Here is a 24766-nt window from a genome sequence, read left to right as displayed (position 1 = left end):
ACCTACTGCAGAAAGGGGGCACGCCAGCGTTGCCGCCTGACCCGGTTTTCCGGGCCTGCTCAAGCACTTCTCGCAGTAAAGCGTAAAGCCTCATCGTAACGAGAACGGATGACAAGTCACTGAGAAGAGCCCTGCTCACCTTATTCTAAACGGACTCCTCTCAGCGTGAGTATTTCCAAGAAGAAGCATTTCTAGGAGTAGGGTCGCCAGTGAAAGCGACACGCGGGACTCAACACACAGCCTAAAGCCTTAAATGGAGTTCAAGTTATGGAACATCTTGCTTAGGCATTGATTAATATAGACAATGTCCGGAGCATCAAAGTCGGCAAAGGCTTTTTCCACCAAACGGCTCGTCACTTGCCTAGCAAGCGTTAACTTTTCTGCACCTACATCGGTGAGTTCAACTTCAGTGACGCGTCCATCCTGAGGGCTAAGCTCTGTTTTCAGCAGCCCAGCCTCTTGCATGCGATAAACGATCTTAGTGACCGTTGATAGCTTCGCCACTGAATGCAGAGAGATATCCGACATGCTCAGTCGCCCGTGCTCGTGCAAGATCATCAATATGCGCCACTTGGAAGTGCTGAGCCCATGCGGCTTCAGCAACAAATCAATATCGGCGCTGTACTTTGCATTCAGCCTTGCGACCCAATAAAAAGGAAAGTCGCGCGAACGAAAATCATCGGCAAGAGGGAAAAACGATGAGGATAATCCTTTCTTGTCGACCATGAATATGTCACCCCGGAAAATAGTAGATTATTCTAGCATACTACCAGTAGAGTGTAAGTGAATGCAGGCTCAAAAAATGGCTTACCACTGTCGCTTTAACGTAGCACACCCATTCACCTTCCCAGTCTATTCAATGAGGTCAACCCCCTGAGGTGAAATATGGCTACAACGTCATTCCTGTTACAAAAGCACGGCGTGCTTCATACAGATTCGCAGGACGCTATTCGAGAGCGTGTCACTCATTACTTATGCCCGCACAATATGCGACTTTTTGATGAGACACCACTTGCATCTCGCATGAGTGCCGTCAGCTTTGATCAGCTGTCGATTATTGAACTACAGTACGGTGCCAACGTCGAAATCGCCCCAGTTGACGAGTCTAACGTCTATCTATTTCGTGTGACACTTGAGGGCCAAGGAGCCCTCGTTTATCCCGATCGACAGGTGAGCATGGTTCAAGGGGGCGTGACAGTAACCTCGCCCTGCCAACGCGCGCTTATTCAGACCTCTCAAAGTTGTCATAATCTCATTGTACGTATTCCACGCCACCAACTTGAGCAACGGCTTACTCACCGTCTCCAACAGTCTCTCAAGCTACCGATTCTCTTCGAGCACTGCGCTTCCGCACACTCGCCAGGCACCGAATTTCTGCTTAACACAATCAAATACTTTGCCCGTTTTTCCGACGTGCACCTCAAGCAGCCTGTCTATCATGAGCAGATAAAGCTGATGGAAGGTTACTTCTATGACAGTTTGCTAGGGCTTTTCAAGCATAACTATAGCCAACGCTTACAGGCCGAGTCTTCTCCTCTGCCTTACCATGTAAAAAGCGCCAAACAGCACATTGACCAACACCTGAAACAGGGCATCGCTATTAATGCCTTGGCGCAGAAGGTAGGGGTATCAACACGCACGCTGCAGCATGGCTTCCAACAGTTCCTAGGGCTTTCACCCAAGGCTTACTTTACACAACAGCGTATGCAAAGTGTGCACAGAACGCTTTTGGAAGCGCCTCGAGGAAAGCGCGTAACCGAGATCGTACTGCAGCATGGCATCAATAGTCCGGGGCATTTTGCCACACAGTACAAAGAAGTTTATGGCGTCACGCCGGTACAAACACTGCACACCAACTCTCACCACACACCAGACAGAGCAGTCATCCCTAACCCTCCATCTCTTTGCTAGCGTTATTTCGCGTCAGTACGATACGTGTCAAAGAGCTCATCCATACGTGCCACAAAATCGTGGGCAGGCAGCCCTTGCTCCTCCGCGTCTGCAAGGATAGCGTCATTGACTGGCGACAACTGATTATCCCACCGAGCGACTTCCTCCGCTGAAAGCGAGACCACCTCAACACCCTCCTCTTCTTGCGCCCACTCAAGAGAGCTCTGGATATGCTCATCGAGATACTGACCAGTGAACGCCGCCATCTCAGGTGCAAGCTCATCGATCACAGATTGCACATCGGGAGGTAGCGAATCCCACTTCTCCTGAGTCATCAACGCCGCAAAAATAGTATTGGTCAGCGGGTAATCCGTCACATACTTAACCGTGCGTGCAAATTGCAGATCCATCAGCACTTCTCGGGAAGACGCATAGCCATCGATAATGCCTGACTGTAAGGCTTCACCGGTTTCCGCCTGAGATATACCAACAGCGGTAGCACCCAATGCATCCAGTGTTCTGGAGTTATCACCAGAGATCCTAATCTCCAGCCCCTCCGCGTCTTCGAGACGATAAATGGGGCCAATGGTTTGAAGGTAGGCTGGTTCCGACGTAAACGCCGTGATCACCTTAAACCCATCAAGGCCTGGCATCTGTTCACCAAACTCCTGGGTTAGCTGATAGACCGTACGGCTAGCAACTTCGGAGTTAACGCCTTGGCCGCTCAAGTTCCCAGTTAAGTTAATTAGCGGAAAGCGCCCTGGCTCATAGGACGTAGCAGAAAGGCCAATATCGGCCACGCCATTAAGCACGCCATCATACATGTTGCTCGCACTAAGCAATGACCCGCCAGGAAAAAGCGAAACGTCGACACGCCCATTCGTTCGCTTATTGATCTCCTCAGCCCAATGCTCCATTTGAACCGCTGGAAAACTTTGCGCAGGCGCAAAAAACGCGTAGCTTAGCGTAATAACGTCGCTATTATCATCACTACTGAGCGGCTGGCTCTCATTCTGACTGTCGCTACACCCCGCCAAGGCCATCACGGCTGCCAGCACGGTCAACCTGCTTACCCACTTATTGGTGTTCATAAACCGTCTCCCCCTTGAGAGCACTAGCATTTACGAGCTCGGTTGAGTATCGCCACTTGCATTGATCTCGGGCATGAGGTCCAAAAGCGCCAGTCGCTTGAGGAAGTCGCCTGAGCGTTCTCTGCGACGCTGCTTCAAGTCGACATCGGTGTAATCAAAAAATCCCGCTCCATCCTGAAAACCACGTCGCTGTTTTTGCATATTCTGAGTAATGACGTCAGGTGACTTGAAGCGGTCATCAAGCTTGTCGCACAGGTAGTTAGATGCGTAATACAGCGTATCGCCGCCGCCCCAGTCGATAAACTCCAGCACACCAAGCACTGAATACCGAAGACCAAGGCCGACCCTAATGGCCACATCAACATCTTCAGCACTAGCCACTCCCTCCTCGACAAGGCGCGCGGCTTCATTCATCAGCAATACCTGTAAGCGGGGTACAATATAGCCAGGTGCCGCTTCACACAGCACAGGCACCTTACCGATTCCCTTGAGCACACGGTACAACTCATCGATATAACGCGGCTCGGTCTCCTTACTACGGCTGACTTCAACCAACGGCATCAAGTGAGCGGGGTTGAGCCAGTGGGCATTCATAAAGCGCGCTGAATTAGACACCATGCTGGAAAGCTCGCTTACCAGGAAGGTAGAAGTCGTAGAAGCAATAACGACCTCTTCACCTAAGTGCCGGCTTGCCCAAGACAACCCTTTTTGCTTAATCTCACGAACCTCAGGCAGTGCTTCGAACACTAACCTACCGTCCATCAGTGAGACCACCTCCTGATGGTCGATAAACCGCAAACGCGAAGCGATAGGCGCTATGTTTTCTGTTTGCAATAGCCCTTTATCTCTCAAATACGCAAGCTCTAACATTAAATGGCTACGCGCCTGTTCGTAATAGCGCTCTCGCTCGCTCGCTTCACGAGGCTTAAAATCAACTAACACGACGTCTTGCCCAGCGAGAACGAACGAAAGCGCAATACCTTCGCCCATTCGCCCTGCGCCCAAGACAATAATTGGTTTTTGCACGCGGTTCTCTCCCTTACTGATGGCTCAGCTCTGAATACCGTGCGTCATTAATTGACGCATCTCTTCTGGGGATAGCGAATCAAGCCCAAGGCTTTCCAGCGTGCGCCCTTGAGCGTAAAGATCCTTACCAGTAATCGCCGAAGCAATGTTCAAAAGCCCTTCAGCAACAGGTGTTGGCTGACCCACCCAACGGCCTACGGAAACAATCAGCGAAAGCCCTAACCTGGTATCTTCCATCATGTAACGATGACTGTGCAGTTCGATGTTTTCCCTCCAGTCACCGCTATCGGTAAGTTTTCCGTGGGCTCCCCGCCCATACATCCACTCCTCTCCGTCGCTAGCATAATGATCAGCAAGCGGAAAATGAGAAGGCTGGTAGCCAAGTGCTTCGCGTACCGCAATACGCTCGTTATCAAGCGCGGTAGTCACGCTGCGAATTGACGCCTGAGTGCCCTCATTGTGTATATCCCAAGCCTCAAAGTGCTCCAACGGCCCAGCGTTCATAATAATCAGAGGTGGATGGATGATGGGGCCAGCGTTCATCAGCGCTCCACTCAAACCATCTTCAATGGGCTCAACGCTGGGATAGGCCTGACGCAGTAACGAAAAAGCATGCTCCGACAGCTCACTGGGGAAAACCCCTGTGGGAAGACGTGTCGCATAACCACTGATCACGACTTTATTAGGGCCATGTTTACGCGCAAGATAAGGTAGGGTTCCCGTTTCACAGAAGGCAACTCGACTATGGTTGCCGGCCTTCCTCATTGCGCGTTGGAAAATATAGCAACCGAAGGTGCCCGGCGGTAAAAAGACCACCTGATCATCGCAAAGCAATGGCCCCAGCTGCTCAGCAAGCGCCTCATGGGATGTGGCGGGCAGTGGGATAATCAGCAGATTTGCCTGGCGAGTCGCCTCACTCAAATCACTGGTCAACGACAACTGATCTTGCCCACTCCCTATCTGAATTCTTCGCTCACCCTGGGCATCCTTAACATTCAAGTAGCCCAGTTGGCTCAACTCATTCAAGGCATCGCTATCACGGCGCCATAAGGTGACGTCAAAGCCTTTTTCAACCATCTCGATGGCTGCAGCATAGCACCCATGTCCACCACCAATAACGCTGACTTTCATGTGTATTCTCCCGTTAATCTTGTTTTTGGCAAAGCCCAAAGTCATTTAACGGTATCGCTATTGTGTCAGAAGCAGCTATCGAGAATGCGCAGCCAATACTCAAAACACGCAACGAATCATCGGCCTCCCACTATGGCTTGAAATAACCCTTGCGAAGCTAACCAACGGGCAAAACATAAATGACGTGACAGGCTATTTCACCACAGTCATTTAGCACCTTGGCTCGCGCCACATCTGCACTGAAGAAAAACAAATAACAATTAAATTCAATAGTTGAAATATCACCCAACACACACAAAAAACCCCGAAGGCTGGGTATCCAGCGTTCAGGGTGTGATTCATCCTACTGCGAGAGTGTCCGCTCAACGCATCTCTAGCGCCAAAGACGCTTACACATCTTGATCAGTCACGGCACCTTCGCTGGCGGAGCTAACCAAGCGCGCATACTTGGCCAGTACGCCTTTAGTGTAGCGTGGTGCCGGGCGCTGCCAGGCGGCGTGGCGACGTTCCAGTTCTTCGCTGCCGATGGCCACATCAATGGTGTTGGCTTCGGCGTCGATAGTGATCACATCACCATCTTCTATTAACGCTAGCGGGCCGCCGTCGAAGGCTTCTGGGGCAACGTGGCCAACCACGAAGCCGTGGCTGCCGCCAGAGAAACGCCCGTCGGTAATCAATGCCACGTCGTTGCCCAGCCCGCGGCCCATAATGGCCGATGTGGGGGTGAGCATTTCGCGCATGCCGGGGCCACCCTTGGGGCCTTCATAGCGAATCACCACAACATCACCGGCGACCACGGTGCCGTTGTTAATGCCTGCCTGGGCCTCTTCTTCCGAGTTGAATACCCGAGCGGTACCACGGAAATGGGTGCCTTCTTTACCGGTAATTTTGGCGACTGAGCCGTCTGGCGCTAAGTTGCCGTAAAGAATCCGCAGGTGGCTTTCTGCTTTGATTGGCTTGTCCAGCGGCGCGATGATTTCCTGATCATCTGGGTAGTGCGTTACTTCGGCTAGGTTTTCGGCCAGCGTTTTTCCGGTAACGGTTAGGCAGTCGCCGTGCAACATGCCGGCGTCCAGCAAGACTTTCATCAAGGGCTGAATACCACCGATGGCGACTAGCTCACTCATCATGTAGTGACCGCTGGGGCGCAAGTCGGCAAGCATTGGCACACGCTTACCAATGTTGGTGAAGTCATCCAGCGACAACGGCACATCTAAGGTGCGTGCCATGGCGATTAGGTGCAGTACAGCATTGGTTGAGCCGCCCAGTGAAATGATCACGGTAATGGCGTTCTCAAACGCCTTGCGGGTCATGATGTCAGACGGTTTGATGTCTTGGTCCAACAGCGCCAGCACGGCCTTACCTGCGGCTTCGCAGTCGTCACGCTTGTCGCGAGAAACGGCATTCTGCGCCGAGCTGCCCGGTAAGCTCATACCCAGCGCTTCAATGGCTGAGGCCATGGTGTTAGCGGTATACATGCCACCACAGGAACCTGGGCCTGGAATCGCCGTTTCTTCGATTTGCTTAAGTTCGATCAGGTCGATATCGCCACGCGAATGAGCGCCCATGGCCTCGAATACCGAAACGATATCCGTATGGCCTTCGCCCGGCATAATGGTGCCGCCATAAACGAATACGCTGGGGCGATTCAAGCGCGCCATCCCCATCAAACAGCCGGGCATGTTCTTGTCGCAGCCGCCGATAGCCACAATGCCATCAAAGCCTTCGCAGCCAGCCACGGTTTCGATGGAGTCAGCGATCACTTCACGCGAGACCAGCGAATACTTCATGCCTTCAGTGCCGTTGGCGATGCCATCGGAAATGGTGATGGTGTTGAAAATCACCCCTTTACCGCCCGCCTCATCCGCACCGTCTCGTGCATGCTCAGCCAGCTCACCGATATGGCTGTTGCACGGCGTCACCATGCTCCAGGTCGACGCGATACCGACCTGAGACTTTTTGAAATCCGCATCCGTAAAGCCCACCGCACGCAGCATAGCGCGGCCTGCCGATTTGCCAGGGCCATCTACCACTAGAGCGGAGTGACGGCGGCGTGAATCGTTGGGGGTATCGCTCATGAAAAACTCCTATCGCAGTCAGCAGCAAAACTCGACGGCGATGGCCAGCCCTCATCACAAGGCCTGCTGCACCGCTCAGCCGATCATAATAAGTTGTTAAACCGCCATAGTATCAGGCTCTCAGCACCTGCGCTCGACGATATTTGCAAGGCATATCTTGCCTGAAACTGTGTGACTCAAACGTTGTTACTCGAACGTCGTACTTGAAGAACCAAACAAAAAAACATACCATTTGAAAACAATTTCTATTAGCGCATGGTTATCATTATGAGTTCGACACCTCATCCTGACGATAGGCCTGTCACCCTCTCCTCTCGACAGCGCTACCTCGCCATTGACGGCGACACGGTCACGAGCCATTCCTTACTCGGTAACACGGGCCTGCTGGTCATTGAACATAACGGGCGTTGTTATCAACTGCGCCGCACACGGAATGATCGATTAATTCTGACCAGCTGAGCTTCTCAGGGGCTGACCGCTGTTTCAGCCAGCGCTATTAGCAACATCAAACGCGCCTCACTAAATAACACCACGCCAGCCCGGGTAACGCCCTAGCCAGCCAAAAACCTTAATTGGATACCTAACCGATGAACGTCACGTTTCACGGCACTGGGTGGCTGGCTCTGATGTACTGCGCCACTTTTCTGCCTACCGCCTTTGCTGATACTCCGGCCTCTGCTCCTAGCAGTAGCACCTCTACCGCTCTTGCCAGCACCCCCCAGCCGGACATTTTGGTCACCGGCACCCGACACCCTGGCGACGTGTATCGAACGCCCATGATTATTGATGTGATTGATCGCAGCGACCCAGAACTCGCTACGGCAACACGCTGGGAAGACGCGCTGTCTCAACAACCCGGCATACACGTTAGCGGCAGTGGCCGACGTAATGGACAGTTTCTGAGCATGCGCGGATTTGGCAAAAATGGCGTGCAGGTACGCCTCGACGGTGTTCGCCAGGATATCAACACCGGCCATATCGGCAATTATTTTGCCGACCCAGCGCTGATAAAAGAGATTCAAATTGCTCGCGGGGCACTGTCTAGCTTTTACGGAAGCAATGCGATGGGTGGCGTGGTCAGCCTTTCGACGATAGATGCCGACGACTTGCTGGCAGCTGGTGAAAACGGCGGTGTGCGACTAAGTGCATCGGCCGCCAGCGCCGCCAGAGAGTCAGGCGCCCAAGTGACATTATTTGGTCGCCAGGGTGTTGGCGTCGGTAAGCGCCAGGGATTGGTATCGCTGGGCTACAGCAACTCGGGTGATATCCGTCGCGCCGGAGGGCAAGAGGCCAAAGACGATGCCAGCTTACGCAGCCTGTTAGCCAAAGGCAGTTTGCAGTTGGCCGAAGATCATCAGCTAAGTGCCAGCTGGCAGCACTATGATGAGCGCGCACATCAACCCGCCAACCCCGAGCTACTGGTTGCTGAGGACGACAGCGGCTTGGTCGACCGTGATGTCAAAAGCGATAACGTTCAGCTGCTACACCGCTGGCAGCCTGCCGCAACAAGCCGAATCGACAACCGTTTGAGCCTAAGCCGACAAGATATCGACAGTGAAGACAGCTCACGCACCCTGACTCGTTATGGCCTGCAAAGCGACGGCTATCATCATCTCAACCATGGCTGGCTCGCTCAGACACTCTCCTTCGGCGCCGAGCTGGAGCGCGCCGAACAGAGGCCTGGCGGTTCCGCTTCTGGCTTTCCTGATGCCGATATCGATACCGCCGCGCTCTATGTAGACGATACGCTGACTGCAGGCGACTACATAAGCAATGGTGGCGCGGGTGAGTTTGATCTTGGCCTAGGCGTTCGATACGACCGCTATCGCGCCAGGAACGGAACCCACCGCGAAAGCAAGCATGACCATGCGTCACCCAAAGTGCGTCTCTCATGGCGGCCAAGTAGCCACCTAATGCTCTACACCGGCTATGCCGAAGCATTCCGCGCACCAACCTTAAGCGAGTTGTACGCCGATGAGCGCCACTTCTCTGGTTTTTGTGCGGGGCCTTTTTTCTGCGCGCCAGACAATTTCTGGGTTCCCAACCCAGGCCTCAAACCTGAAACCAGCAAAACCTGGGAAAGCGGCTTCAACTGGCAAATAAACGACTGGTCGCTACGCGCTAGCTACTTCGACACCGACGCCAACGATTTCATCGATTCCGACGTCGACCTAATGGCAGGCACCACGCAAGCCGTCAACGTCTCGCGTGCCAAGCTATGGGGCTATGACCTACGCCTCGGCTGGCAGCCTGAGGCCATTACTGCGCTAAGTGCCTCAGCAGGCGTGTCTGAGGTATCAGGCCGCGACCGCGCAACCGATGAGGGGCTACAAAACCAGACACCTCTCGAAGCCACATTAGGCGTGGACTGGCACGTCGCCGACGCCAACCTGACCCTTGGTTGGCGCGGCCGTTTCGCCCAGTCATTCGACAAAACCGATGCAGGCCGCTTACCCGGCTACGGACTCAACGACCTGCACCTTGGCTGGCAGGCAACGCCAGCTTTCACCGCCTCGCTGCGCCTAGCCAACTTGGCCGATCAGGTCTGGTACCGGCCCGACGGTAGCCTTGGCAGCGGACGCAACTTACTCGCCAACTTCAGCTATCAGTGGTAGGAGATATTTTTATGACTGACGACAGCCGTATTGCCATTCTCGACGCCTTTCGTTCGCTGCGGTCAAGCTCACCAGCCACGCCAGCCATTATACTGGCCGAGCGTTTGGGCATCAGCGAGGGCGCATTACAGGCCGCCCGCCTAGGTGAAGATGTTGTCACCATCAACCTGTCACCCCAAGCGTTAGCCGCACGTTTTGCCAGCCTTGGCCGCGTCAAAGCACTGACCCGCTCGCGCCATGCCGTTCTTGAACAAAAAGGCGGCTACCCACACCTTCAAGGCGGTGATCACGCCGGCTTAATGCTTGACCCTGGCGGTCTTGATTTGCGCCTGCTATTCAACCACTGGTACTGGGCCTGCTTGATTCGTGATGCGCTACCTGAAGGAGAGCGATTCAGCCTACAGGTGTTTGACCGCTACGGACGCGCCGTACATAAGGTATTCAACCTATCGGCTACCGCCCCCGGAACATGGCAAGCATTGTGGGACGAAGGCACCACGGAGCACCCTGAGTTTGTCGGACAAGCCAAGCCCGACGCTGTTGCTGCACCAACTCAAGCCCCAGCAGGGCTGGCTGATGACTGGGCCAGTCTCAGCGACGTACATCAATTCTTTGGCCTGCTGCGTCAGTATCAATTGACCCGTCATCAGGCAAATACACTAATGGAAGGCCGTTTTACCCGTGCCGTAGCGAAAGATAGCGTGGAGCAACTGCTAACCGAAGCCGCCGACTGCGGGCAGTCGATAATGCTGTTTGTGGGCAGTCCCGGCTGCGTACAGATTCGCACGGGCACCGTTCCGAAGCCGGTGCGTGCGCGCGGCTGGCTCAACCTGTTCGCCGAAGACACAACGCTTCACCTGGACGATGCCGCGATCAAGAGTATCTGGGAGGTACACAAACCCAACCGCGACGGTGGCGTCACCAGCCTTGAAGCATTTGACGCCCAGGGCGAGCTGATACTTCAAATCTACGGCGAACGCCGCGAGGGCAATACGGAGTCAAGCGACTGGCGCATGTTGCTGGCCCGGCTCGGCCACTCTCACCAAGCCGCTTAAGGACTGCTCATGCCACATCGCGCCATATCGCCTCAATTGCGTGCCATGACGACCAAGAAGCCACGCCCCGTTCTGGCCATAGCGTTTACCGCCCTGCTCAGCCTGTATTTGCTGACCATAGCGAATACCACTGCCGCCAGCACCGCATTCAGCAACTCCCACACACCGCGCCTGCTGGTGTTGGGGGGCGATGTAGCAGAGATCGTCGCCGAACTGGGCGCAGCAGATCAGCTGATCGCACGTGATGATACCGTGACGTTTCCGCCGACACTTACCGAGCTGCCATCAGTGGGCTATCTACGCAACCTGTCGGGCGAAAGCGTGCTGGGCCTCAAACCAGACAAAATTATCGCCAGCCATGCGGCTGGACCCAAAGAAGTGCTGGCGCAAGTTGAAGCCAGCGGCGTTACCCTGACGCATATCCAGTTGCCGCGCGCTCAACGGCCATCGGAACCTCCGTCAATGCAGGCCGAGCTCAACAGCAAGATTCGCCAGATTGCCACGGCCATTCAACGTGACAGTCAGGGCGAGGTTCTGATCGACCGGCTGTTACCCAAACACCACCAAGTAGCGGCTTTACCTGAGCTACGTGGTCTCAACGTGATGTTTCTGCTACATCATGGCGGCATGACACCAATGGTGAGTGGGCGTGACACCAGCGCTGACCGTGTTATCAATCTACTCGGTGCCAACAATGCCTTTGCTGATTTTAACGGCTATAAGCCGGTCTCTGCCGAAGGCTTAGTTCCCGCTGCGCCTGAGGTAGTGATCATCCCCGAGACAGGCCTTAATGCGCTGGGCGGCGAACAGGGGCTGTGGCAGCTACCAGGACTAGCGTTAACGCCCGCGGGCAACGCCAAACACTATGTAACCGTCGATAGCGTAGCACTGCTGGGGGTTACGCCACGCACACCACAGGCACTTCTCGATCTACACCGCGCATTGTCCGATATCCACCACTCGGAGGCCCCATGAAAACCTCCACGCTCCCTCTGCATCGCTGGCAACCACACCCGCTCGGCCCTTGCCAGTTGCTATTGGGCGCTCTACTCGTCGCGCTGGTCTGGTCGCTATCAAGTGGGTCACTAGGGATATCCTTACCGATGTTGCGTGGAGAATCATCTCAGAACGCCTGGCAGGTCTGGTGGCAGCTACGCGTGCCACGCGTCATGCTCGGGCTATGCGTCGGCATGCTGCTATCGGGCAGCGGAGCGGCCATGCAGGGGTTGTTTCGCAACCCTCTGGCCGATCCCACACTGCTAGGCATGGCCAGCGGCGCAGGCCTAGCGGTCGCGCTATGGATCGTACTGATCGGTGGTAGCAGTAGCGCGTTTGGTTTGTATGGCCAGTTCCTCGCTGGCTTCAGTGGCGCCTTCGTCGTCGGGCTACTCGTGTTCTTCATCGGCGCCAGAGGCCAAAGCGCCAGCAGTTTGTTCACTCTGTTACTGGCGGGGCTGGCCATTAATACGCTGGCTGGCGCCGGCGGCGGCGTGCTGGCTTTTGTGGCTAGTGATGAACAACTGCGCCAACTGAGTCTATGGGGCATGGGCAGCTTAGCCAATGCCCTTTGGCCACCGGTGATCGGCCTATTAATTTGCGCGCCCTTAGCACTGTGGGGGCTATACCGTAGCCGCCACGAGCTGGACCTGCTGCAGCTTGGTGAACTCACGGCTCATGGCGCTGGCCTTGATGCGCCACGGCTACGTCGGCGCGTCGTTCTGGCAACAGCGCTAGGCGTAGGTATCAGCGTCGCATTGGCGGGTATCATCGGCTTTATTGGTCTACTGGTGCCCCACTGCCTGCGTCTCTGGCTGGGGCCGTCTCATCGCTTGCTGCTGCCTGCATCAATGCTTGGTGGCGCCGTATTACTGGTGTTGGCTGATACGTTGGCACGCAGCCTGGCAGCACCCGCAGAACTTCCCGTCGGCCTACTCACCAGCTTGATTGGCGGCCCGTATTTCCTATGGCTGTTAATGCGTGGCAGGCCGTCATGCTGACACTAAATAACGCCGGATTCACACAACAGCCAGAACTACTCCCCTTTAGTGACCAAGTCAGACCTGGCGAGCTCTTAGCTATTGTCGGCCCCAATGGCGCGGGTAAGAGCACGCTGTTGAGTTTGCTTTCCGGCTTTCGCGCCCCGCACACTGGGCAAGTATGTCTCGATAATATCAGCCTGACTCACTGGCAACGCGAAACGCTAGCGGCCCGACGCGCAGTCGTCGCTCAGCGTGAACAGCCGGTTTTTGACTGGCGCGTGAAAGAACTGGCGACGCTCGGTGCCCGTGCCAGTGAGACCGAGGCTCGCCACTGGATGCACGAAATGGACATCGCGCACCTATCTTCTCGCTTCGCGCCGACGCTGTCTGGAGGTGAGCTGCAACGCGTGATGATCGTGCGCGCACTGTGCCAACTGGCCCAAACATCAGGGCTCTCACGGCTACTGCTATTGGATGAACCCACCAGCGCTTTGGATATCGGCCATCAACAGGCACTGATGCGGCTATTGCAGCGCCTGACGCGCCAACACGCCATGGCCGTGGTGTGCGTGCTGCACGACATCAACCTGGCACTGCGCTTTGCCGACCGAGTATGGCTAATGGATCAGGGCCAGCGCATTGCCGCAGGCCACCCCGATCACGTACTTAACTCATCACAACTAGCAAAAACTTACCGCGTCGAGTTGGAGGATATTCAACAGGGCAACGACCGCTGGCTCGCCATCAAGCGTTAACGTCAGCCATCTTTTGTGATGTCTTGGGGCATAGTCTTGGGCATAGTCTTGGCCATAGCCAAGCGTAAACGCCGACCACGCCGCCAAGCCGTCACTAGGCTGCCAATGGCAATCAGCCATAACGCAGCGAGGAGCAGCTCGTTACGCCCATCCCATAATGGGGCAAACAAACTCAGTAAGGTGGCTCCCGTCAACAATGCCATACGATGCGGCTTGGCCATGGGGCCAATAAAGTCGGCGGCCTGCCCGCAGGCCTGGCCAAAAGCGCGCACATAAGCGGTCAGAATAGCCAGCGCAGCGGCAGCCCAACCCAGCGCTGGCTCACTAGTGGCGTAACCAACGGCGACCAGAATCAACGTATCTGATACACGGTCCGGCACCTCATTCCAGAACGCGCCTTCGGCAGAGGCCTTACCCGACTCGATAGCCAGCATGCCATCGAATAAATTACATAACAGCCGCCCCTGACAACCCAGCACAGCCAGCACCAGCCATGCCCCTCGCACCCAGCCTTCACTATGCCCAGCCAACAGATAGCAACCGCCAGCAATCGCGGCGGCCAGCATACTCAGTTGAGAGACGTGATCCGGGGTGAGTGATGTTGCCGCCAGCCGACGTGCAATCGCTTGGGCCCAGCTGGTGTCGCGGCTGGCCAGTGGACGTCGATCATTGTTCATTGTCATATCAAGTTACCGACCAGAAATAGCGCACGACATGAAAGAAAATTGGCGCAGAGAACACCACCGAGTCAAGACGATCAATAAAGCCGCCATGCCCTTCAATCAAGTGCCCCCAGTCCTTGATGCCGCGATCACGCTTAATCGCTGACATCACCAGCCCACCCAAAAAGCCCAGAAACGCTATCATTAGCGCCAATCCTGCTGAGGCCAGCACGCCAAACGGTGTCATCCAGGCGAGTCCTGCCCCCACCAGAGTCGCGCTGGCAACGCCACCTACAAAGCCTTCAACCGTTTTAGACGGTGACAGCCTAGGCGCAATTTTGCGCCGCCCAAGCAACTTGCCCCACACATACTGCAGTACATCGCTAAGCTGAACGACCACGATCAAAAAGGCGATCAGCAACACATTGCGGTTTTCATAACCGGGTATGTCTAGGCTCAATAACGCCGGCACATGCGAGGCACAAAATACGCAGATCATCAGCGCCCACTGCACCTCCGCTACGCGTATCAAAAACCCCTGACTGTCACCGCGCAGTGTGGCCAGTATCGGTAGCAGCAAGAACGCATAGACTGGAATAAAAATCGAGTACATGCCGTAGTACTCGATCCAGATAAAATAGTACTGCACAGGCACGATCACAAAGAATGCCACGGCCAATGCCCAATGGTCGGCGCGACGCGCATTAACCAGCGTGACAAACTCACGCAGCGCCGAGAAAGACGCAAAGGCAAATAGAATCACCACGCCTGTTTTACCGCCAAGAAACGCCAGCGCCATCAACGCCACCATGATCCACCACGAGCGGATACGCTGGTTGAGGTTTTCAATCACGGCATTGTCACCCCGAGGCGAGTAGCGCCGCTGCAGTACATAACCAATCAATGACGCCGTCACCAGCAATGCGCCAATACCAAACAACAAGGCAAAGAGATCAGGGTGTAAGGCGGTCATGATGGGCTCTCTGTTGAATCTAACGTAGTCTCGGCAGGTTCGTAATCTGGGCTCAGCCTCTCAAGGGCTGACGACGCGCGAGCCAGAAAAGCCGCTTTGTCTTCACCGCTCTCAAGCGCGACGGGCTCGCCGAAGGTGACGGTACAAATCAGTGGAATGGGCACAAACTCCCCCTTGGGCATCACGCGGTTAAGGTTTGCGATCCACACCGGCACCAACTCCACCTCAGGGCATGCCTGGGCCAAGTGAAACAGCCCGCTTTTGAACGGCTGCAGGGGCTGATCACCAAGGTTTCGTGTGCCTTCAGGAAACAAAATCAACGAGTCGCCACTGTGTAGCGCCTGGCTCATGGTTTCGATGGGGTCGTCTTGGCGCGTGTCGGCATTGCGATCAACCAGCACGGCCTTAAACACATCGCGGATCAGCCAACTACGCAGCCGACCATTCAGCCAGTAATCGGCCCCTGCCACCGGCCGTGTGTGACGCCGCAAGGGTGGCGGCAGTGCTGTCCATACCAGAATGAAGTCGCCATGGCTGGCATGGTTCGCATAATAGATACGCTGCTTATCTACTGGGGCGACACCATCCCAGATGCCGCGCACCGCGGTAATGAAGCGCGCAAACAGGCGCACCAGTGTCGCCACCAGCGGCGAGATTATCTGGCCCATACTGACTCCATGTCCTGTTGTGATTGGCAAGGCAAGAGCAAATTATGGCAGCACGCAAGGCCCAGGAGAAGCAACGACGGCTGGAGTCAGCGGCGAAATATGCGATACTCCGCCTTTTCATGCGTTAGCCCCATTTTCGCCTGAGACTTACCCCCGCTGTCATGCGTTGCCGTCGAAACAGGAATACTCGCCATGCCCCAAGGAACCCTCTTCATCGTTTCCGCGCCTTCCGGTGCCGGCAAAACCAGCTTAGTACGCGAGCTGATTGACCGTTTGGACGGCATTCACGTGTCGGTGTCACACACAACTCGTGGGCGCCGTCCTGGTGAGGTCAACGGCGTGAACTACCATTTTGTGGAACATGCCGATTTTGAGGCGATGATTCAGCGCGGCGAGTTCTTCGAATATGCGCAAGTGTTCGATAACTACTATGGCACCTCGCGTGTTGCTATTGAAGGCAGTCTGGCGGCTGGCCAAGACGTTATTCTCGAAATTGACTGGCAGGGCGCACGCCAGGTACGCGAGCAAATGTCCGATGCCGTATCGATTTTCATACTGCCGCCCTCACGCGACGAGCTGGAAAACCGCCTGTCTGGGCGCGGCACCGATGAGCACACCGTGATTGCTGCGCGAATGCAGGAAGCCATCAGCGAAATGTCGCACTACAACGAATACGACTATCTGGTGATTAATGATGACTTCACCACCGCGCTCAACGAGCTTCACGCGCTAGTTATCGCTCGGCGCCAGCAACGCGATCGCATGCAGGACCGACACGCCCCCTTACTCGCCGCGCTCTTGTCAGATGCGCCTTAAGTCGAGTAATCTAAGCGGTCTACTCATTAGCATAAGCCCCTGCGCGTAACGTGCTGGATTGCCGCTGCTATCACCTCATTTCTTTCAGGAATACACCCATGGCGCGAGTTACCGTCGAAGATTGTCTAGAAAACGTCGAAAACCGCTTCAAGCTGGTGATGATCTCTACCCATCGTGCACGCCAGCTGGCTCGCGGTTCACGCGACGCTCTCGTGCCATGGGAAAACGACAAGTCGACTGTCGTGGCACTGCGCGAAATCGCTGCAGGCTTGGTAGATCACACCGTGCTTAACGAGCCATTGGAAGCCGCACCGGTTCGCCAGCGTCCCGATTTCAGCGCGAACCTTGCTATCGAAGACTGAGGTCATGAGTCACTAAACTAGCCAACTCACCTGGCCAAGTGACAACCTACTTTTCGGACTCTCCGATCGCACTCAGGGCATGACGCATGTTCACCATCGATGACCTGGCAGACCGCCTAGGCGGCTACCTCCCAGCCCATGAAATCCGCCAGGTCAGGCGTGCCTTTTATTATGCTGAGCAAGCCCACGACGGCCAACGCCGTCGTTCAGGCGAGCCTTACGTTACCCACCCCCTTGCTGTGGCCAACATCTTGGCCAATATGCACATGGATGCCCAAAGTCTGATGGCAGCCATGCTTCACGATGTTATCGAAGATACCGGGGTGGATAAGCCGGCCATGGCTGAACAGTTCGGTGAGGAAGTGGCTGATCTGGTCGATGGCGTGTCGAAGCTGACCCAGATCACCTTCGAAGACAAGGCCGTGGCTCAAGCGGAAAACTTCCAGAAAATGGTGTTGGCGATGTCCCGTGATATCCGGGTCATCATCGTCAAGCTGGCCGATCGGCTACATAACATGCGAACGCTGGGAGCATTACGCCCCGACAAAAAGCGCCGCATTGCCCGTGAAACGCTGGAAATTTACGCCCGCATCGCCAGTCGTCTGGGTATCAATACCATTCGTATTGAGCTTGAGGATCTGTCTTTTCAAGCCATTTATCCAATGCGCTCAGAGCGTATCAAGCGCGCCGTAGCCAGCGCTCGGGGGCATCGCCGCTCAGCCATACAGCAAGTCCAAAATACGCTACAGAAAAGCCTGGACGACGAAGGACTATCCGGCGCTGTCATCGGCCGCCAGAAGCACTTGTTGTCCATCTATCGCAAGATGCGCGACCAACGCAAACCCTTTGCAGAAATTATGGACGTGTTCGGTTTTCGCATCATCACCGAAGATGTCGATAGCTGCTACCGTATCCTTGGGCTGGTACACAATCTGTACAAACCCGTGCCTGGCCGCTTCAAAGACTACATTGCCATTCCCAAAGCTAATGGCTACCAAAGCCTTCACACAACATTGTTTGGCACCGAAGGCATGCCTATCGAAGTGCAGATACGCACCCGTGAAATGGAAGCCATGGCCAACAACGGCGTAGCGGCCCATTGGCTATACAAGGCTGGCCAAACCGATCATCCCATTGCAGAGGGCAGCCACGCACGGGCACGCTCTTGGGTTAAAGGGCTGCTGGAAATGCAGCGCCAGGCGGGTAACTCGCTGGAGTTTATCGAGCACGTCAAAAACGACCTGTTCCCTGACGATATCTACATTTTCACGCCTCGCGGCGACATCATGGAACTGCCCCAGGGTGCCACGGTGCTGGACTTCGCTTACAGCGTACATACCGATATCGGCAACCAGTGTATCGCCTGCCGTATTGATCGACACCTCGCGCCGCTTTCTACCCGCTTACAAAGTGGCCAAACGTTAGAGATCATTACCGCACCTGGCGCACGTCCCAGCCCCGCCTGGCTCAATATTGTGATTACCGCCAAGGCTCGCTCAGCCATTCGCCATGCGCTCACGCATCAGCAGCAAACAGAAGCTGTGCAGCTGGGCCGCCACTTGCTTAACAAAGCACTGAGCGCCTTCGAAACCAGTCTGGATGAACTCAGCCCCACCACGTTTACGGGCCTGATTGACGAATACAAGGTGCAAAGCGGCGATAGCCTGCTGGAGTCCATCGGACTGGGTACGCGCATCGCACAAATCGTGGCGCAGCAACTCGTCAAGCTGGAGCATGGCGACACACCGATTGACCGCCCAACGGGGCAACAGCCTCAAAAGCCAATCATTATCAGCGGCAGCGAAGGCATGGTGGTTAAGTTTGCCCGCTGCTGCCACCCACTACCTGGCGATGATGTTATTGGGCACCTTTCGGCGGGCAAAGGCGTTGTCGTACATCGCACCGAATGTCGCAATTTGGCCGAGCTAAAAAACGACCCAGACAAACTGTTTGCAATGGAATGGTCGCCCAGCGCCGACGACGACTACTCCGTGCCGCTGCGCCTAGAAATCGCGACACGCCGCGGCCTGGTGGCTGAGCTTGCCGCGCTGGTTACTGATGCGGGTGCCAATATCGAGCGCATTGATATCGAAGAGCGGGATACCCACTTATCGATCGTCAACATGACGCTAGCGGTACGTGATCGCGTCCACTTAGCGCGGATCATCAAGCGTATGCGCAACCTGCACAATGTAGGCAAAATTACCCGCCTGGGTAACTGATACCCTACCTCCTAACGTGTTACTTTCGCTTTTTCACCGGTTTCACTCGAATTTTTCACCCATAAAGCGCTGGAGACTTCCATGAGCAACAAAGCGGTTATCAACACAGACCAAGCCCCTGCCGCCATCGGCCCGTACTCTCAGGCCATCAAAGCAGGCAATACCGTTTACGTTTCTGGTCAGATTCCGTTAGACCCAAGCACGATGGAAATCGTCGACGGCGGTTTCGAGGCTCAAGCACGCCAGGTATTTGCCAACCTGAAAGCGGTATGCGAAGAAGCGCCGGGCGGTCTGCAGGATATCGTCAAGCTCAACCTCTTTCTTGTTGACCTAGACAACTTCGCCATCATCAACAAGGTTATGGAAGAGTTCTTTGAAGCGCCCTTCCCAGCGCGTGCCGCCATTGGTGTCAAAGCGCTCCCTAAAGGCAGTCAAGTAGAAGCCGATGCCATCATGGTCATCAATAGCTGAAGGCACCGGTATTATTCAGGCGCCTAACGGCGCCTGTTGATGCTCAGCCAGGTAAATAGCCGCCCTCACGCAGCACCTGTGCATACCCCTCTCGAAACGTTGGGTAACGGAACACATAACCACTTTCCCGCAACAATGCGTTTTTACAGCGCTTACTGGCTCGCCGTCGTAGCGGTGACGACACAGCATCAACCACCTCGACCGATAGCTGCTCAGCAAGCCACACCATCACATCATGCAGCGGCGTGGGTTCGCTATCGGTGCCCAGATAAATCGGCGCCAATGGCTTGGCCTCCAGCGCAAGACCCACGAGGTGCGCCAGCACGCCCGCACAGTCATCACGGTGGATACGGTTGGAATACATTACCGGCGTAGCTGGCGCAATGCGTCCTTCACATACCTGGCGAATTAAACGCTCACGACCTGGCCCATAAATACCTGAGAATCGCACGACACTGCCAGGCAGCGGGTGGGTCAATAACGCGTGTTCGGCTTGGCACATCAGCTGGCCGGAAAAGCCACTTGGCTCAACAGCGCTATGCTCGTCAACCTGCTCGCCATCCTGCTGAGCATAAACGCTCGTCGAAGACACAAACAACACATGCACTGGCGGCTTGTTACGACGCTCTAGCTCCTTGAGTACGGCGCTCAGGCCATCAAGATACGCGGCTCGGTACGCCTGCTCATCAAAACGATCAGCGGCCACGGCGTAAACAACAATATCGGCATTTGGCAACGCGCTTAATGTGGCGGGGTCGGCAAGGTCAATCGCCACGCCCTCAATACCACTGCCATCGAGCTTTTGTGGCCGACGCCTCGCGCCAACCACTCGGTGCCCAGCCTCAATAAGCTGCTGCCCCAAAGCAATACCTATATCTCCACAGCCAACTATCAACGTTGTTGTCTTCACCTTTGCCTCGCCCCCTGTTACAACCATAGTTACAATCACGACTAGCGAAATAAGGAAACAGGCTCCCAACCACGGCGAGCGCCACATTAGGCTCATGGCAGAACCAAACCAGCCAGGCCGAATTGGCCAAGGAATACCGTAGAGAAAGGAAGCCCAACGACGCCAATGACTCTAACAGAACTGCGCTATATCGTAACCCTGGCTCAAGAGCGCCACTTCGGGCACGCTGCCGAGCGCTGCTTTGTTTCTCAACCCACCCTGTCGGTGGCCGTAAAGAAGCTTGAAGAGGAGCTCGGCGTAGCGCTTTTTGAGCGCTCTCGGTCAGCCGTGCAAACCACGCCGCTGGGCGAGAAAATCATTGCTCAGGCACAGCGTGTACTAGAGCAGGCAGGCCTGATCAACGAGATGGCCAGTGCGGGTCGCGACCAGCTAACCAGCCCGCTACGCCTTGGCGCCATCTATACCATCGGGCCCTACCTGTTTCCGCATTTAATCCCTGCGCTCACTCAGCTAGCACCGCAGATGCCGTTATATATCGAAGAAGGCTTTACCGGCGACCTGCGCCGTAAACTGCGCAACGGCGAACTGGATGCCATCATTGTCGCTCTGCCTTTTACCGAGGCCGACGTGGTAACCAAACCACTCTACGATGAAGTGTTTGAAGTACTGCTGCCTGCCGACCACCACTGGAGCAGCCGCGCTACTATCGATAAGGAAGATTTACTCAGTGAGCGACTGTTGCTGCTCGGCGAAGGCCACTGTTTCCGCGACCAAATTCTTGAGGCCTGCCCAGCCATCAGCCATACACTAAACAACCCTGATAACACCTTAACCGCTGAAGGTGGCTCACTGGAAACCATTCGCCATATGGTAGCATCGCGCTTAGGCATCACCGTACTGCCACAGTCGGCCATTGGCACCAACCATTACGAAAGCGGCCTGTTAACCAGCCGTCCGTTTACACCGCCAGCCCCCGAACGCACTGTGGCAATTGCTTGGCGCGCCAGCTTCCCACGCCACAAAGCCATCGATGCGGTAACACACGCCATCGCTCAGTGTACGCCGCGTGCAACCACTGACACAGCGTCCGTGGCACCGGCTAACGGCGTCGGCTCGGCATGAGCTCGCTTAATGCACCCGTCACAGAGCTCAAAGGCGTCGGCGAAGCGCTCGCTATCAAGCTGGAACGGCTAGGTATCGCGCAAATCAGCGATCTGCTGTTTCATCTGCCGCTGCGTTATCAGGACCGCACACGCATCACCCCCATTGCCAGCCTGCGCTCCGGCGATGAGGCCGTCGTGGAAGGGAAAATTGCTGCCGCTGAGGTGGTGCAGGGGCGACGACGCAGCCTGTTGATTCGGCTCAGCGATACCAGCAGTGTGATCAGCTTGCGGTTTTTTTATTTTTCGCCAGCCCAACAGCAGCAGTTTCAGCCAGGCACGCAAGTACGCGCGTTTGGCGAGGCTCGCGCTGGCGCTACAGGGCTTGAGATATATCATCCGGAATATCGCCTAATCAGCGACAGCACGCTGCCTGTGGAAGATCATCTCACTCCGATTTATCCCACAACGGCAGGGCTGCACCAGTCTCGCTTACGCGCATTAATCGACCAAGCCTTCGAACGGCTAGATGCCAACCCCGAAGCCCTGCCCGAGTGGCTGCCCGAGCGACTACGCCAGCGTTTCGCGCTGCCCGAGCTGCACGGCTGCCTGCGAGCACTACACTACCCACCCCCAGAGACCGACCCCGAACACCTTGCCGCTGGGCAACACCCAGCCACACGGCGCTTGGCACTGGAAGAACTACTGGCTCACCAATTAAGCCTACGCGAAGTACGCTTGCGCATTCAGCAAGACGGCGCCCCAGCGCTACCTGACGGGCGTAACCTGCAAGCGCGCTTTCTCACCCAGCTGCCTTTCTCACTAACCGGTGCCCAGCGTCGTGTTCTGGATGAGCTCCGCCTTGATCTAGCAACCGCCTATCCCATGCTACGCCTGGTACAGGGTGATGTCGGGTCGGGCAAGACGGTGGTTGCTGCCATGGCAGCACTATCGGCTATTGCAGGAGACTGCCAGGCCGCCATAATGGCGCCCACCGAGATTCTTGCCGAGCAGCACTATCGCTCGTTTCGTGCTTGGTTTGAGCCGCTGGGTATTGATGTTGCCTGGTTATCCGGCAAGCTCAAAGGCAAACAGCGTCTTGATACCAAGGCTGCCATACAGGATGGCCGAGCCCGCATGGTTGTTGGCACCCACGCGCTGTTTCAGAGCGATGTACACTTCCAGCGGCTGGGCCTTGCAATTATCGACGAACAACACCGTTTTGGCGTTCATCAACGCCTAGCGCTACGCGAGAAAGGAGAGGCTGGCGGCCTTACACCCCACCAGCTGGTAATGACCGCCACACCGATTCCACGCACTCTAGCCATGAGCGCTTATGCCGACCTTGACGTCTCAGTGATCGATGAGCTGCCGCCCGGCCGGACCCCGGTTAAAACCGTAGCGATGCCTGATGAGCGCCGCCCCGAGATCACTGAACGCATCAGAAGTGCCTGTGCCGACGGTCGTCAAGCCTATTGGGTATGTACACTGATCGAAGAGTCAGAAGCCTTGCAGTGCCAAGCTGCCGAGGCGACTCGGGACGAACTGGCTGACGCGCTGCCGGAGCTGAATATCGGCCTGGTACACGGACGCATGAAGCCTGCTGAAAAAGCCGATGTGATGGGCGCGTTTAAGGAAGGTGAGCTAGATTTGCTGGTGGCAACGACCGTGATCGAAGTGGGCGTTGACGTACCGAATGCCAGCCTAATGATTATTGAAAACCCAGAGCGATTGGGGCTATCTCAATTGCACCAGCTGCGTGGACGCGTAGGACGCGGCTCCATTGCAAGCTTTTGTGTGCTGCTATACCACCCACCGTTGTCTCAACACGCAAAGCGACGGCTCAGCGTGATGCGCGAAACCAACGATGGCTTTCGTATCGCCGAAGAAGACCTCGCTATCCGCGGCCCCGGCGAAGTGCTCGGCACCCGCCAAACCGGTTTAGCCCACATGAAGATTGCCGACCTTGAGCGCGATGCCGACTTGCTCTCTCGCGTGACACCGCTGGCCGATGCGTTACTTGCTCAGCACCCTCAAGCCAGCCAGCCGCTTATTCGCCGCTGGCTCGGCAAGGAAGCTAGCCGCTACGGGCAGGTCTAGCGCCCTCCACGTTCACGTTATCACTTCTCAACAAAAGCGCGCTCAATGACATAGTCGCCTGGGTCGCCCATACGCGGAGAAATCTTGAATCCTAGCTCGTCGAGCAGCGCACTGGTATCTTCCAACATCGCTGGGCTGCCACAAATCATGGCACGATCCTGTCGCGGATCGATAGCTGGCAGGCCGGCATCTGCGGTCAGCTTTCCGCTTCGAATATGGTCCGTAAGGCGCCCCATGGTGTGAAACGACTCACGAGTCACGGTAGGGTAATACACCAGCTTCTCGGCAATTTCCTCGCCCAGGTATTCATGTGCTGGCAGCTCTTCTTGGATAAAGTCAGCATAAGCTAATTCACTGGTCTGGCGCACGCCATGCACTAATACCACTTTCTCGAAACGCTCGTAGGTTTCAGGGTCTTGAATCAGGCTCATAAACGGCGCCAACCCAGTGCCCGTCGATAGCAAATACAGATTTCGGCCTGGCAGCAGGTCATCCAGCACGAGGGTACCGGTCGGCTTACGGCTGACCATAATCTGATCGCCCACTTTAAGGTGCTGCAAACGCGACGTCAGCGGACCATCCTGCACCTTGATGCTGAAAAACTCCAAGTGGTCTTCATAGTTAGGGCTGGCGATAGAATACGCCCGCATCAGCGGCTTACCATCTACCTCAAGACCAATCATCACGAACTGACCATTCTTAAAACGTAGGCTGCGTTCACGGGTGGTACGGAAGCTGAATAGGGTACCGTTCCAGTGATGCACACTGAGAACATCTTCCAGGGCAAACTTGCTCATCGGAGCTCCATATTTCTTTAAGGCATAATTAAGCGAATCAGTTTTGCGAAGAAGTATAAAAGGAC

The 24766-nt window shown here is 55.6% G+C and carries 22 protein-coding genes and 1 pseudogene; 13 read left to right on the top strand and 10 right to left on the bottom strand.

Annotated features, from left to right (window positions below; genetic code table 11):
* Nucleotides 1-249: 249 nt before the first annotated feature.
* Nucleotides 250-726, bottom strand: a complete 477-nt coding sequence (locus H616_RS0105075) for a MarR family winged helix-turn-helix transcriptional regulator (protein WP_027966388.1) — start codon at nt 724-726, stop codon at nt 250-252.
* A gap of 159 nt (nt 727-885) precedes the next feature.
* Here H616_RS0105075 and H616_RS0105070 point away from each other — a divergent pair, with 159 nt between their 5' ends.
* The gene (locus tag H616_RS0105070) at nt 886-1911 is read left to right on the top strand and encodes an AraC family transcriptional regulator (RefSeq protein WP_027966387.1); all 1026 of its coding nucleotides are present in this window, start codon (nt 886-888) and stop codon (nt 1909-1911) included.
* Nucleotides 1912-1913: 2 nt separating this feature from the next.
* Here the strand turns inward: H616_RS0105070 and H616_RS0105065 are convergent, their stop codons facing one another.
* The 4 genes from H616_RS0105065 to ilvD form a co-directional block, all read right to left on the bottom strand.
* Nucleotides 1914-2981, bottom strand: a complete 1068-nt coding sequence (locus tag H616_RS0105065; protein ID WP_027966386.1) for a TRAP transporter substrate-binding protein — start codon at nt 2979-2981, stop codon at nt 1914-1916.
* Between the two features lie 30 nt (nt 2982-3011).
* Complete coding sequence (locus H616_RS0105060) at nt 3012-4007, bottom strand: 3-hydroxybutyryl-CoA dehydrogenase (RefSeq protein ID WP_027966385.1); 996 nt, start codon at nt 4005-4007, stop codon at nt 3012-3014.
* A 24-nt stretch (nt 4008-4031) separates the two neighbouring features.
* On the bottom strand, nt 4032-5138 hold the full coding sequence (locus tag H616_RS0105055; RefSeq protein ID WP_027966384.1) for an NAD/NADP-dependent octopine/nopaline dehydrogenase family protein: 1107 nt from the start codon (nt 5136-5138) through the stop codon (nt 4032-4034).
* Nucleotides 5139-5527: 389 nt separating this feature from the next.
* Nucleotides 5528-7216: a dihydroxy-acid dehydratase gene (ilvD, locus tag H616_RS0105050; protein ID WP_027966383.1), complete on the bottom strand. Its 1689-nt coding sequence runs from the start codon at nt 7214-7216 to the stop codon at nt 5528-5530.
* A gap of 255 nt (nt 7217-7471) precedes the next feature.
* On the opposite strand from ilvD, the gene hemP reads away from it, so the two are divergent.
* The 6 genes and pseudogenes from hemP to H616_RS0105025 all read left to right on the top strand — a co-directional run.
* A complete protein-coding gene (gene hemP, locus H616_RS15360; protein ID WP_338035743.1) occupies nt 7472-7675 on the top strand; it encodes a hemin uptake protein HemP in 204 nt (67 codons plus the stop codon).
* A gap of 128 nt (nt 7676-7803) precedes the next feature.
* Nucleotides 7804-9831: a TonB-dependent receptor domain-containing protein gene (locus H616_RS0105045; protein WP_027966382.1), complete on the top strand. Its 2028-nt coding sequence runs from the start codon at nt 7804-7806 to the stop codon at nt 9829-9831.
* Nucleotides 9832-9842: 11 nt separating this feature from the next.
* Nucleotides 9843-10886 carry a hemin-degrading factor gene (locus tag H616_RS0105040; protein ID WP_027966381.1) on the top strand — a complete coding sequence of 348 codons (1044 nt, stop codon included), beginning with the start codon at nt 9843-9845 and terminating at the stop codon, nt 10884-10886.
* Nucleotides 10887-10895: 9 nt separating this feature from the next.
* Entirely contained in the window at nt 10896-11861 is a 966-nt protein-coding gene (locus H616_RS0105035) for a heme/hemin ABC transporter substrate-binding protein (RefSeq protein ID WP_051233995.1), read from the top strand.
* A complete protein-coding gene (locus H616_RS0105030; RefSeq protein WP_051233993.1) occupies nt 11858-12883 on the top strand; it encodes a FecCD family ABC transporter permease in 1026 nt (341 codons plus the stop codon). The genes H616_RS0105035 and H616_RS0105030 overlap by 4 nt, the downstream gene beginning before the upstream one ends.
* Nucleotides 12884-12939: 56 nt before the next feature.
* Nucleotides 12940-13620, top strand: a pseudogene (locus H616_RS0105025) (ATP-binding cassette domain-containing protein); the annotation flags it as partial.
* Nucleotides 13621-13622: 2 nt separating this feature from the next.
* On the opposite strand, the gene H616_RS14230 reads toward H616_RS0105025, so the two are convergent.
* From H616_RS14230 to H616_RS14225, 3 genes are read right to left on the bottom strand one after another with little or no spacing between them, the layout of a single operon-like run.
* A complete protein-coding gene (locus H616_RS14230) occupies nt 13623-14297 on the bottom strand; it encodes a CDP-alcohol phosphatidyltransferase family protein (protein ID WP_205619062.1) in 675 nt (224 codons plus the stop codon).
* Between the two features lie 7 nt (nt 14298-14304).
* Entirely contained in the window at nt 14305-15255 is a 951-nt protein-coding gene (locus H616_RS0105015; protein WP_027966377.1) for a phosphatidate cytidylyltransferase, read from the bottom strand.
* The gene (locus tag H616_RS14225; protein WP_205619061.1) at nt 15252-15923 is read right to left on the bottom strand and encodes a lysophospholipid acyltransferase family protein; all 672 of its coding nucleotides are present in this window, start codon (nt 15921-15923) and stop codon (nt 15252-15254) included. Before H616_RS14225 ends, H616_RS0105015 begins: the two co-directional genes overlap by 4 nt.
* A gap of 192 nt (nt 15924-16115) precedes the next feature.
* Here H616_RS14225 and gmk point away from each other — a divergent pair, with 192 nt between their 5' ends.
* The 4 genes from gmk (at nt 16116) to H616_RS0104985 (ending at nt 19794) form a co-directional block, all read left to right on the top strand.
* Nucleotides 16116-16739: a guanylate kinase gene (gmk, locus tag H616_RS0105000; protein WP_027966376.1), complete on the top strand. Its 624-nt coding sequence runs from the start codon at nt 16116-16118 to the stop codon at nt 16737-16739.
* Between the two features lie 98 nt (nt 16740-16837).
* Nucleotides 16838-17101 carry a DNA-directed RNA polymerase subunit omega gene (rpoZ, locus tag H616_RS0104995; protein ID WP_027966375.1) on the top strand — a complete coding sequence of 88 codons (264 nt, stop codon included), beginning with the start codon at nt 16838-16840 and terminating at the stop codon, nt 17099-17101.
* An 86-nt stretch (nt 17102-17187) separates the two neighbouring features.
* Nucleotides 17188-19323 (top strand): RelA/SpoT family protein, encoded by a 2136-nt coding sequence (locus H616_RS0104990; protein WP_027966374.1) that lies wholly within the window; start codon nt 17188-17190, stop codon nt 19321-19323.
* 81 nt (nt 19324-19404) lie between these two features.
* Nucleotides 19405-19794, top strand: coding sequence for a RidA family protein (locus H616_RS0104985; RefSeq protein ID WP_027966373.1), 390 nt, complete (start codon nt 19405-19407; stop codon nt 19792-19794).
* 43 nt (nt 19795-19837) lie between these two features.
* Here H616_RS0104985 and H616_RS0104980 read toward each other — a convergent pair whose 3' ends face one another.
* Nucleotides 19838-20704, bottom strand: coding sequence for an SDR family oxidoreductase (locus H616_RS0104980; protein WP_027966372.1), 867 nt, complete (start codon nt 20702-20704; stop codon nt 19838-19840).
* A gap of 165 nt (nt 20705-20869) precedes the next feature.
* On the opposite strand from H616_RS0104980, the gene H616_RS14220 reads away from it, so the two are divergent.
* Together H616_RS14220 and recG are read left to right on the top strand one after the other, a co-directional pair.
* Nucleotides 20870-21826, top strand: coding sequence for a hydrogen peroxide-inducible genes activator (locus H616_RS14220; protein WP_051233988.1), 957 nt, complete (start codon nt 20870-20872; stop codon nt 21824-21826).
* Nucleotides 21823-23904 (top strand): ATP-dependent DNA helicase RecG, encoded by a 2082-nt coding sequence (recG, locus tag H616_RS0104970; protein WP_027966371.1) that lies wholly within the window; start codon nt 21823-21825, stop codon nt 23902-23904. Before H616_RS14220 ends, recG begins: the two co-directional genes overlap by 4 nt.
* Nucleotides 23905-23924: 20 nt before the next feature.
* Here recG and H616_RS0104965 read toward each other — a convergent pair whose 3' ends face one another.
* On the bottom strand, nt 23925-24701 hold the full coding sequence (locus H616_RS0104965) for a ferredoxin--NADP reductase (protein ID WP_027966370.1): 777 nt from the start codon (nt 24699-24701) through the stop codon (nt 23925-23927).
* Nucleotides 24702-24766: the final 65 nt, after the last annotated feature.

The organism is Halomonas halocynthiae DSM 14573 (assembly GCF_000425725.1).
Taxonomy (GTDB): domain Bacteria; phylum Pseudomonadota; class Gammaproteobacteria; order Pseudomonadales; family Halomonadaceae; genus Halomonas; species Halomonas halocynthiae.
The sequence above is the reverse complement of the archived record's forward strand: the minus strand, read 5'-3'. Positions and strand labels throughout refer to the sequence as shown.

What these genes read in the sequence shown, in the direction of transcription:
- recG (WP_027966371.1), top strand. Translation starts at nt 21,823, where the DNA reads ATGAGCTCGCTTAATGCACCCGTCACAGAGCTCAAAGGCGTCGGCGAA.
- H616_RS0105075 (WP_027966388.1), bottom strand. Translation starts at nt 726, where the DNA reads ATGGTCGACAAGAAAGGATTATCCTCATCGTTTTTCCCTCTTGCCGAT.
- H616_RS0105045 (WP_027966382.1), top strand. Translation starts at nt 7,804, where the DNA reads ATGAACGTCACGTTTCACGGCACTGGGTGGCTGGCTCTGATGTACTGC.
- H616_RS0104990 (WP_027966374.1), top strand. Translation starts at nt 17,188, where the DNA reads ATGTTCACCATCGATGACCTGGCAGACCGCCTAGGCGGCTACCTCCCA.
- H616_RS0105030 (WP_051233993.1), top strand. Translation starts at nt 11,858, where the DNA reads ATGAAAACCTCCACGCTCCCTCTGCATCGCTGGCAACCACACCCGCTC.
- H616_RS14225 (WP_205619061.1), bottom strand. Translation starts at nt 15,923, where the DNA reads ATGGGCCAGATAATCTCGCCGCTGGTGGCGACACTGGTGCGCCTGTTT.
- H616_RS0105065 (WP_027966386.1), bottom strand. Translation starts at nt 2,981, where the DNA reads ATGAACACCAATAAGTGGGTAAGCAGGTTGACCGTGCTGGCAGCCGTG.
- H616_RS0105040 (WP_027966381.1), top strand. Translation starts at nt 9,843, where the DNA reads ATGACTGACGACAGCCGTATTGCCATTCTCGACGCCTTTCGTTCGCTG.
- ilvD (WP_027966383.1), bottom strand. Translation starts at nt 7,216, where the DNA reads ATGAGCGATACCCCCAACGATTCACGCCGCCGTCACTCCGCTCTAGTG.
- H616_RS14220 (WP_051233988.1), top strand. Translation starts at nt 20,870, where the DNA reads ATGACTCTAACAGAACTGCGCTATATCGTAACCCTGGCTCAAGAGCGC.
- H616_RS0105015 (WP_027966377.1), bottom strand. Translation starts at nt 15,255, where the DNA reads ATGACCGCCTTACACCCTGATCTCTTTGCCTTGTTGTTTGGTATTGGC.
- H616_RS0104965 (WP_027966370.1), bottom strand. Translation starts at nt 24,701, where the DNA reads ATGAGCAAGTTTGCCCTGGAAGATGTTCTCAGTGTGCATCACTGGAAC.
- H616_RS0105055 (WP_027966384.1), bottom strand. Translation starts at nt 5,138, where the DNA reads ATGAAAGTCAGCGTTATTGGTGGTGGACATGGGTGCTATGCTGCAGCC.
- gmk (WP_027966376.1), top strand. Translation starts at nt 16,116, where the DNA reads ATGCCCCAAGGAACCCTCTTCATCGTTTCCGCGCCTTCCGGTGCCGGC.
- H616_RS0104985 (WP_027966373.1), top strand. Translation starts at nt 19,405, where the DNA reads ATGAGCAACAAAGCGGTTATCAACACAGACCAAGCCCCTGCCGCCATC.
- hemP (WP_338035743.1), top strand. Translation starts at nt 7,472, where the DNA reads ATGGTTATCATTATGAGTTCGACACCTCATCCTGACGATAGGCCTGTC.
- H616_RS14230 (WP_205619062.1), bottom strand. Translation starts at nt 14,297, where the DNA reads ATGAACAATGATCGACGTCCACTGGCCAGCCGCGACACCAGCTGGGCC.
- H616_RS0105035 (WP_051233995.1), top strand. Translation starts at nt 10,896, where the DNA reads ATGCCACATCGCGCCATATCGCCTCAATTGCGTGCCATGACGACCAAG.
- H616_RS0105070 (WP_027966387.1), top strand. Translation starts at nt 886, where the DNA reads ATGGCTACAACGTCATTCCTGTTACAAAAGCACGGCGTGCTTCATACA.
- rpoZ (WP_027966375.1), top strand. Translation starts at nt 16,838, where the DNA reads ATGGCGCGAGTTACCGTCGAAGATTGTCTAGAAAACGTCGAAAACCGC.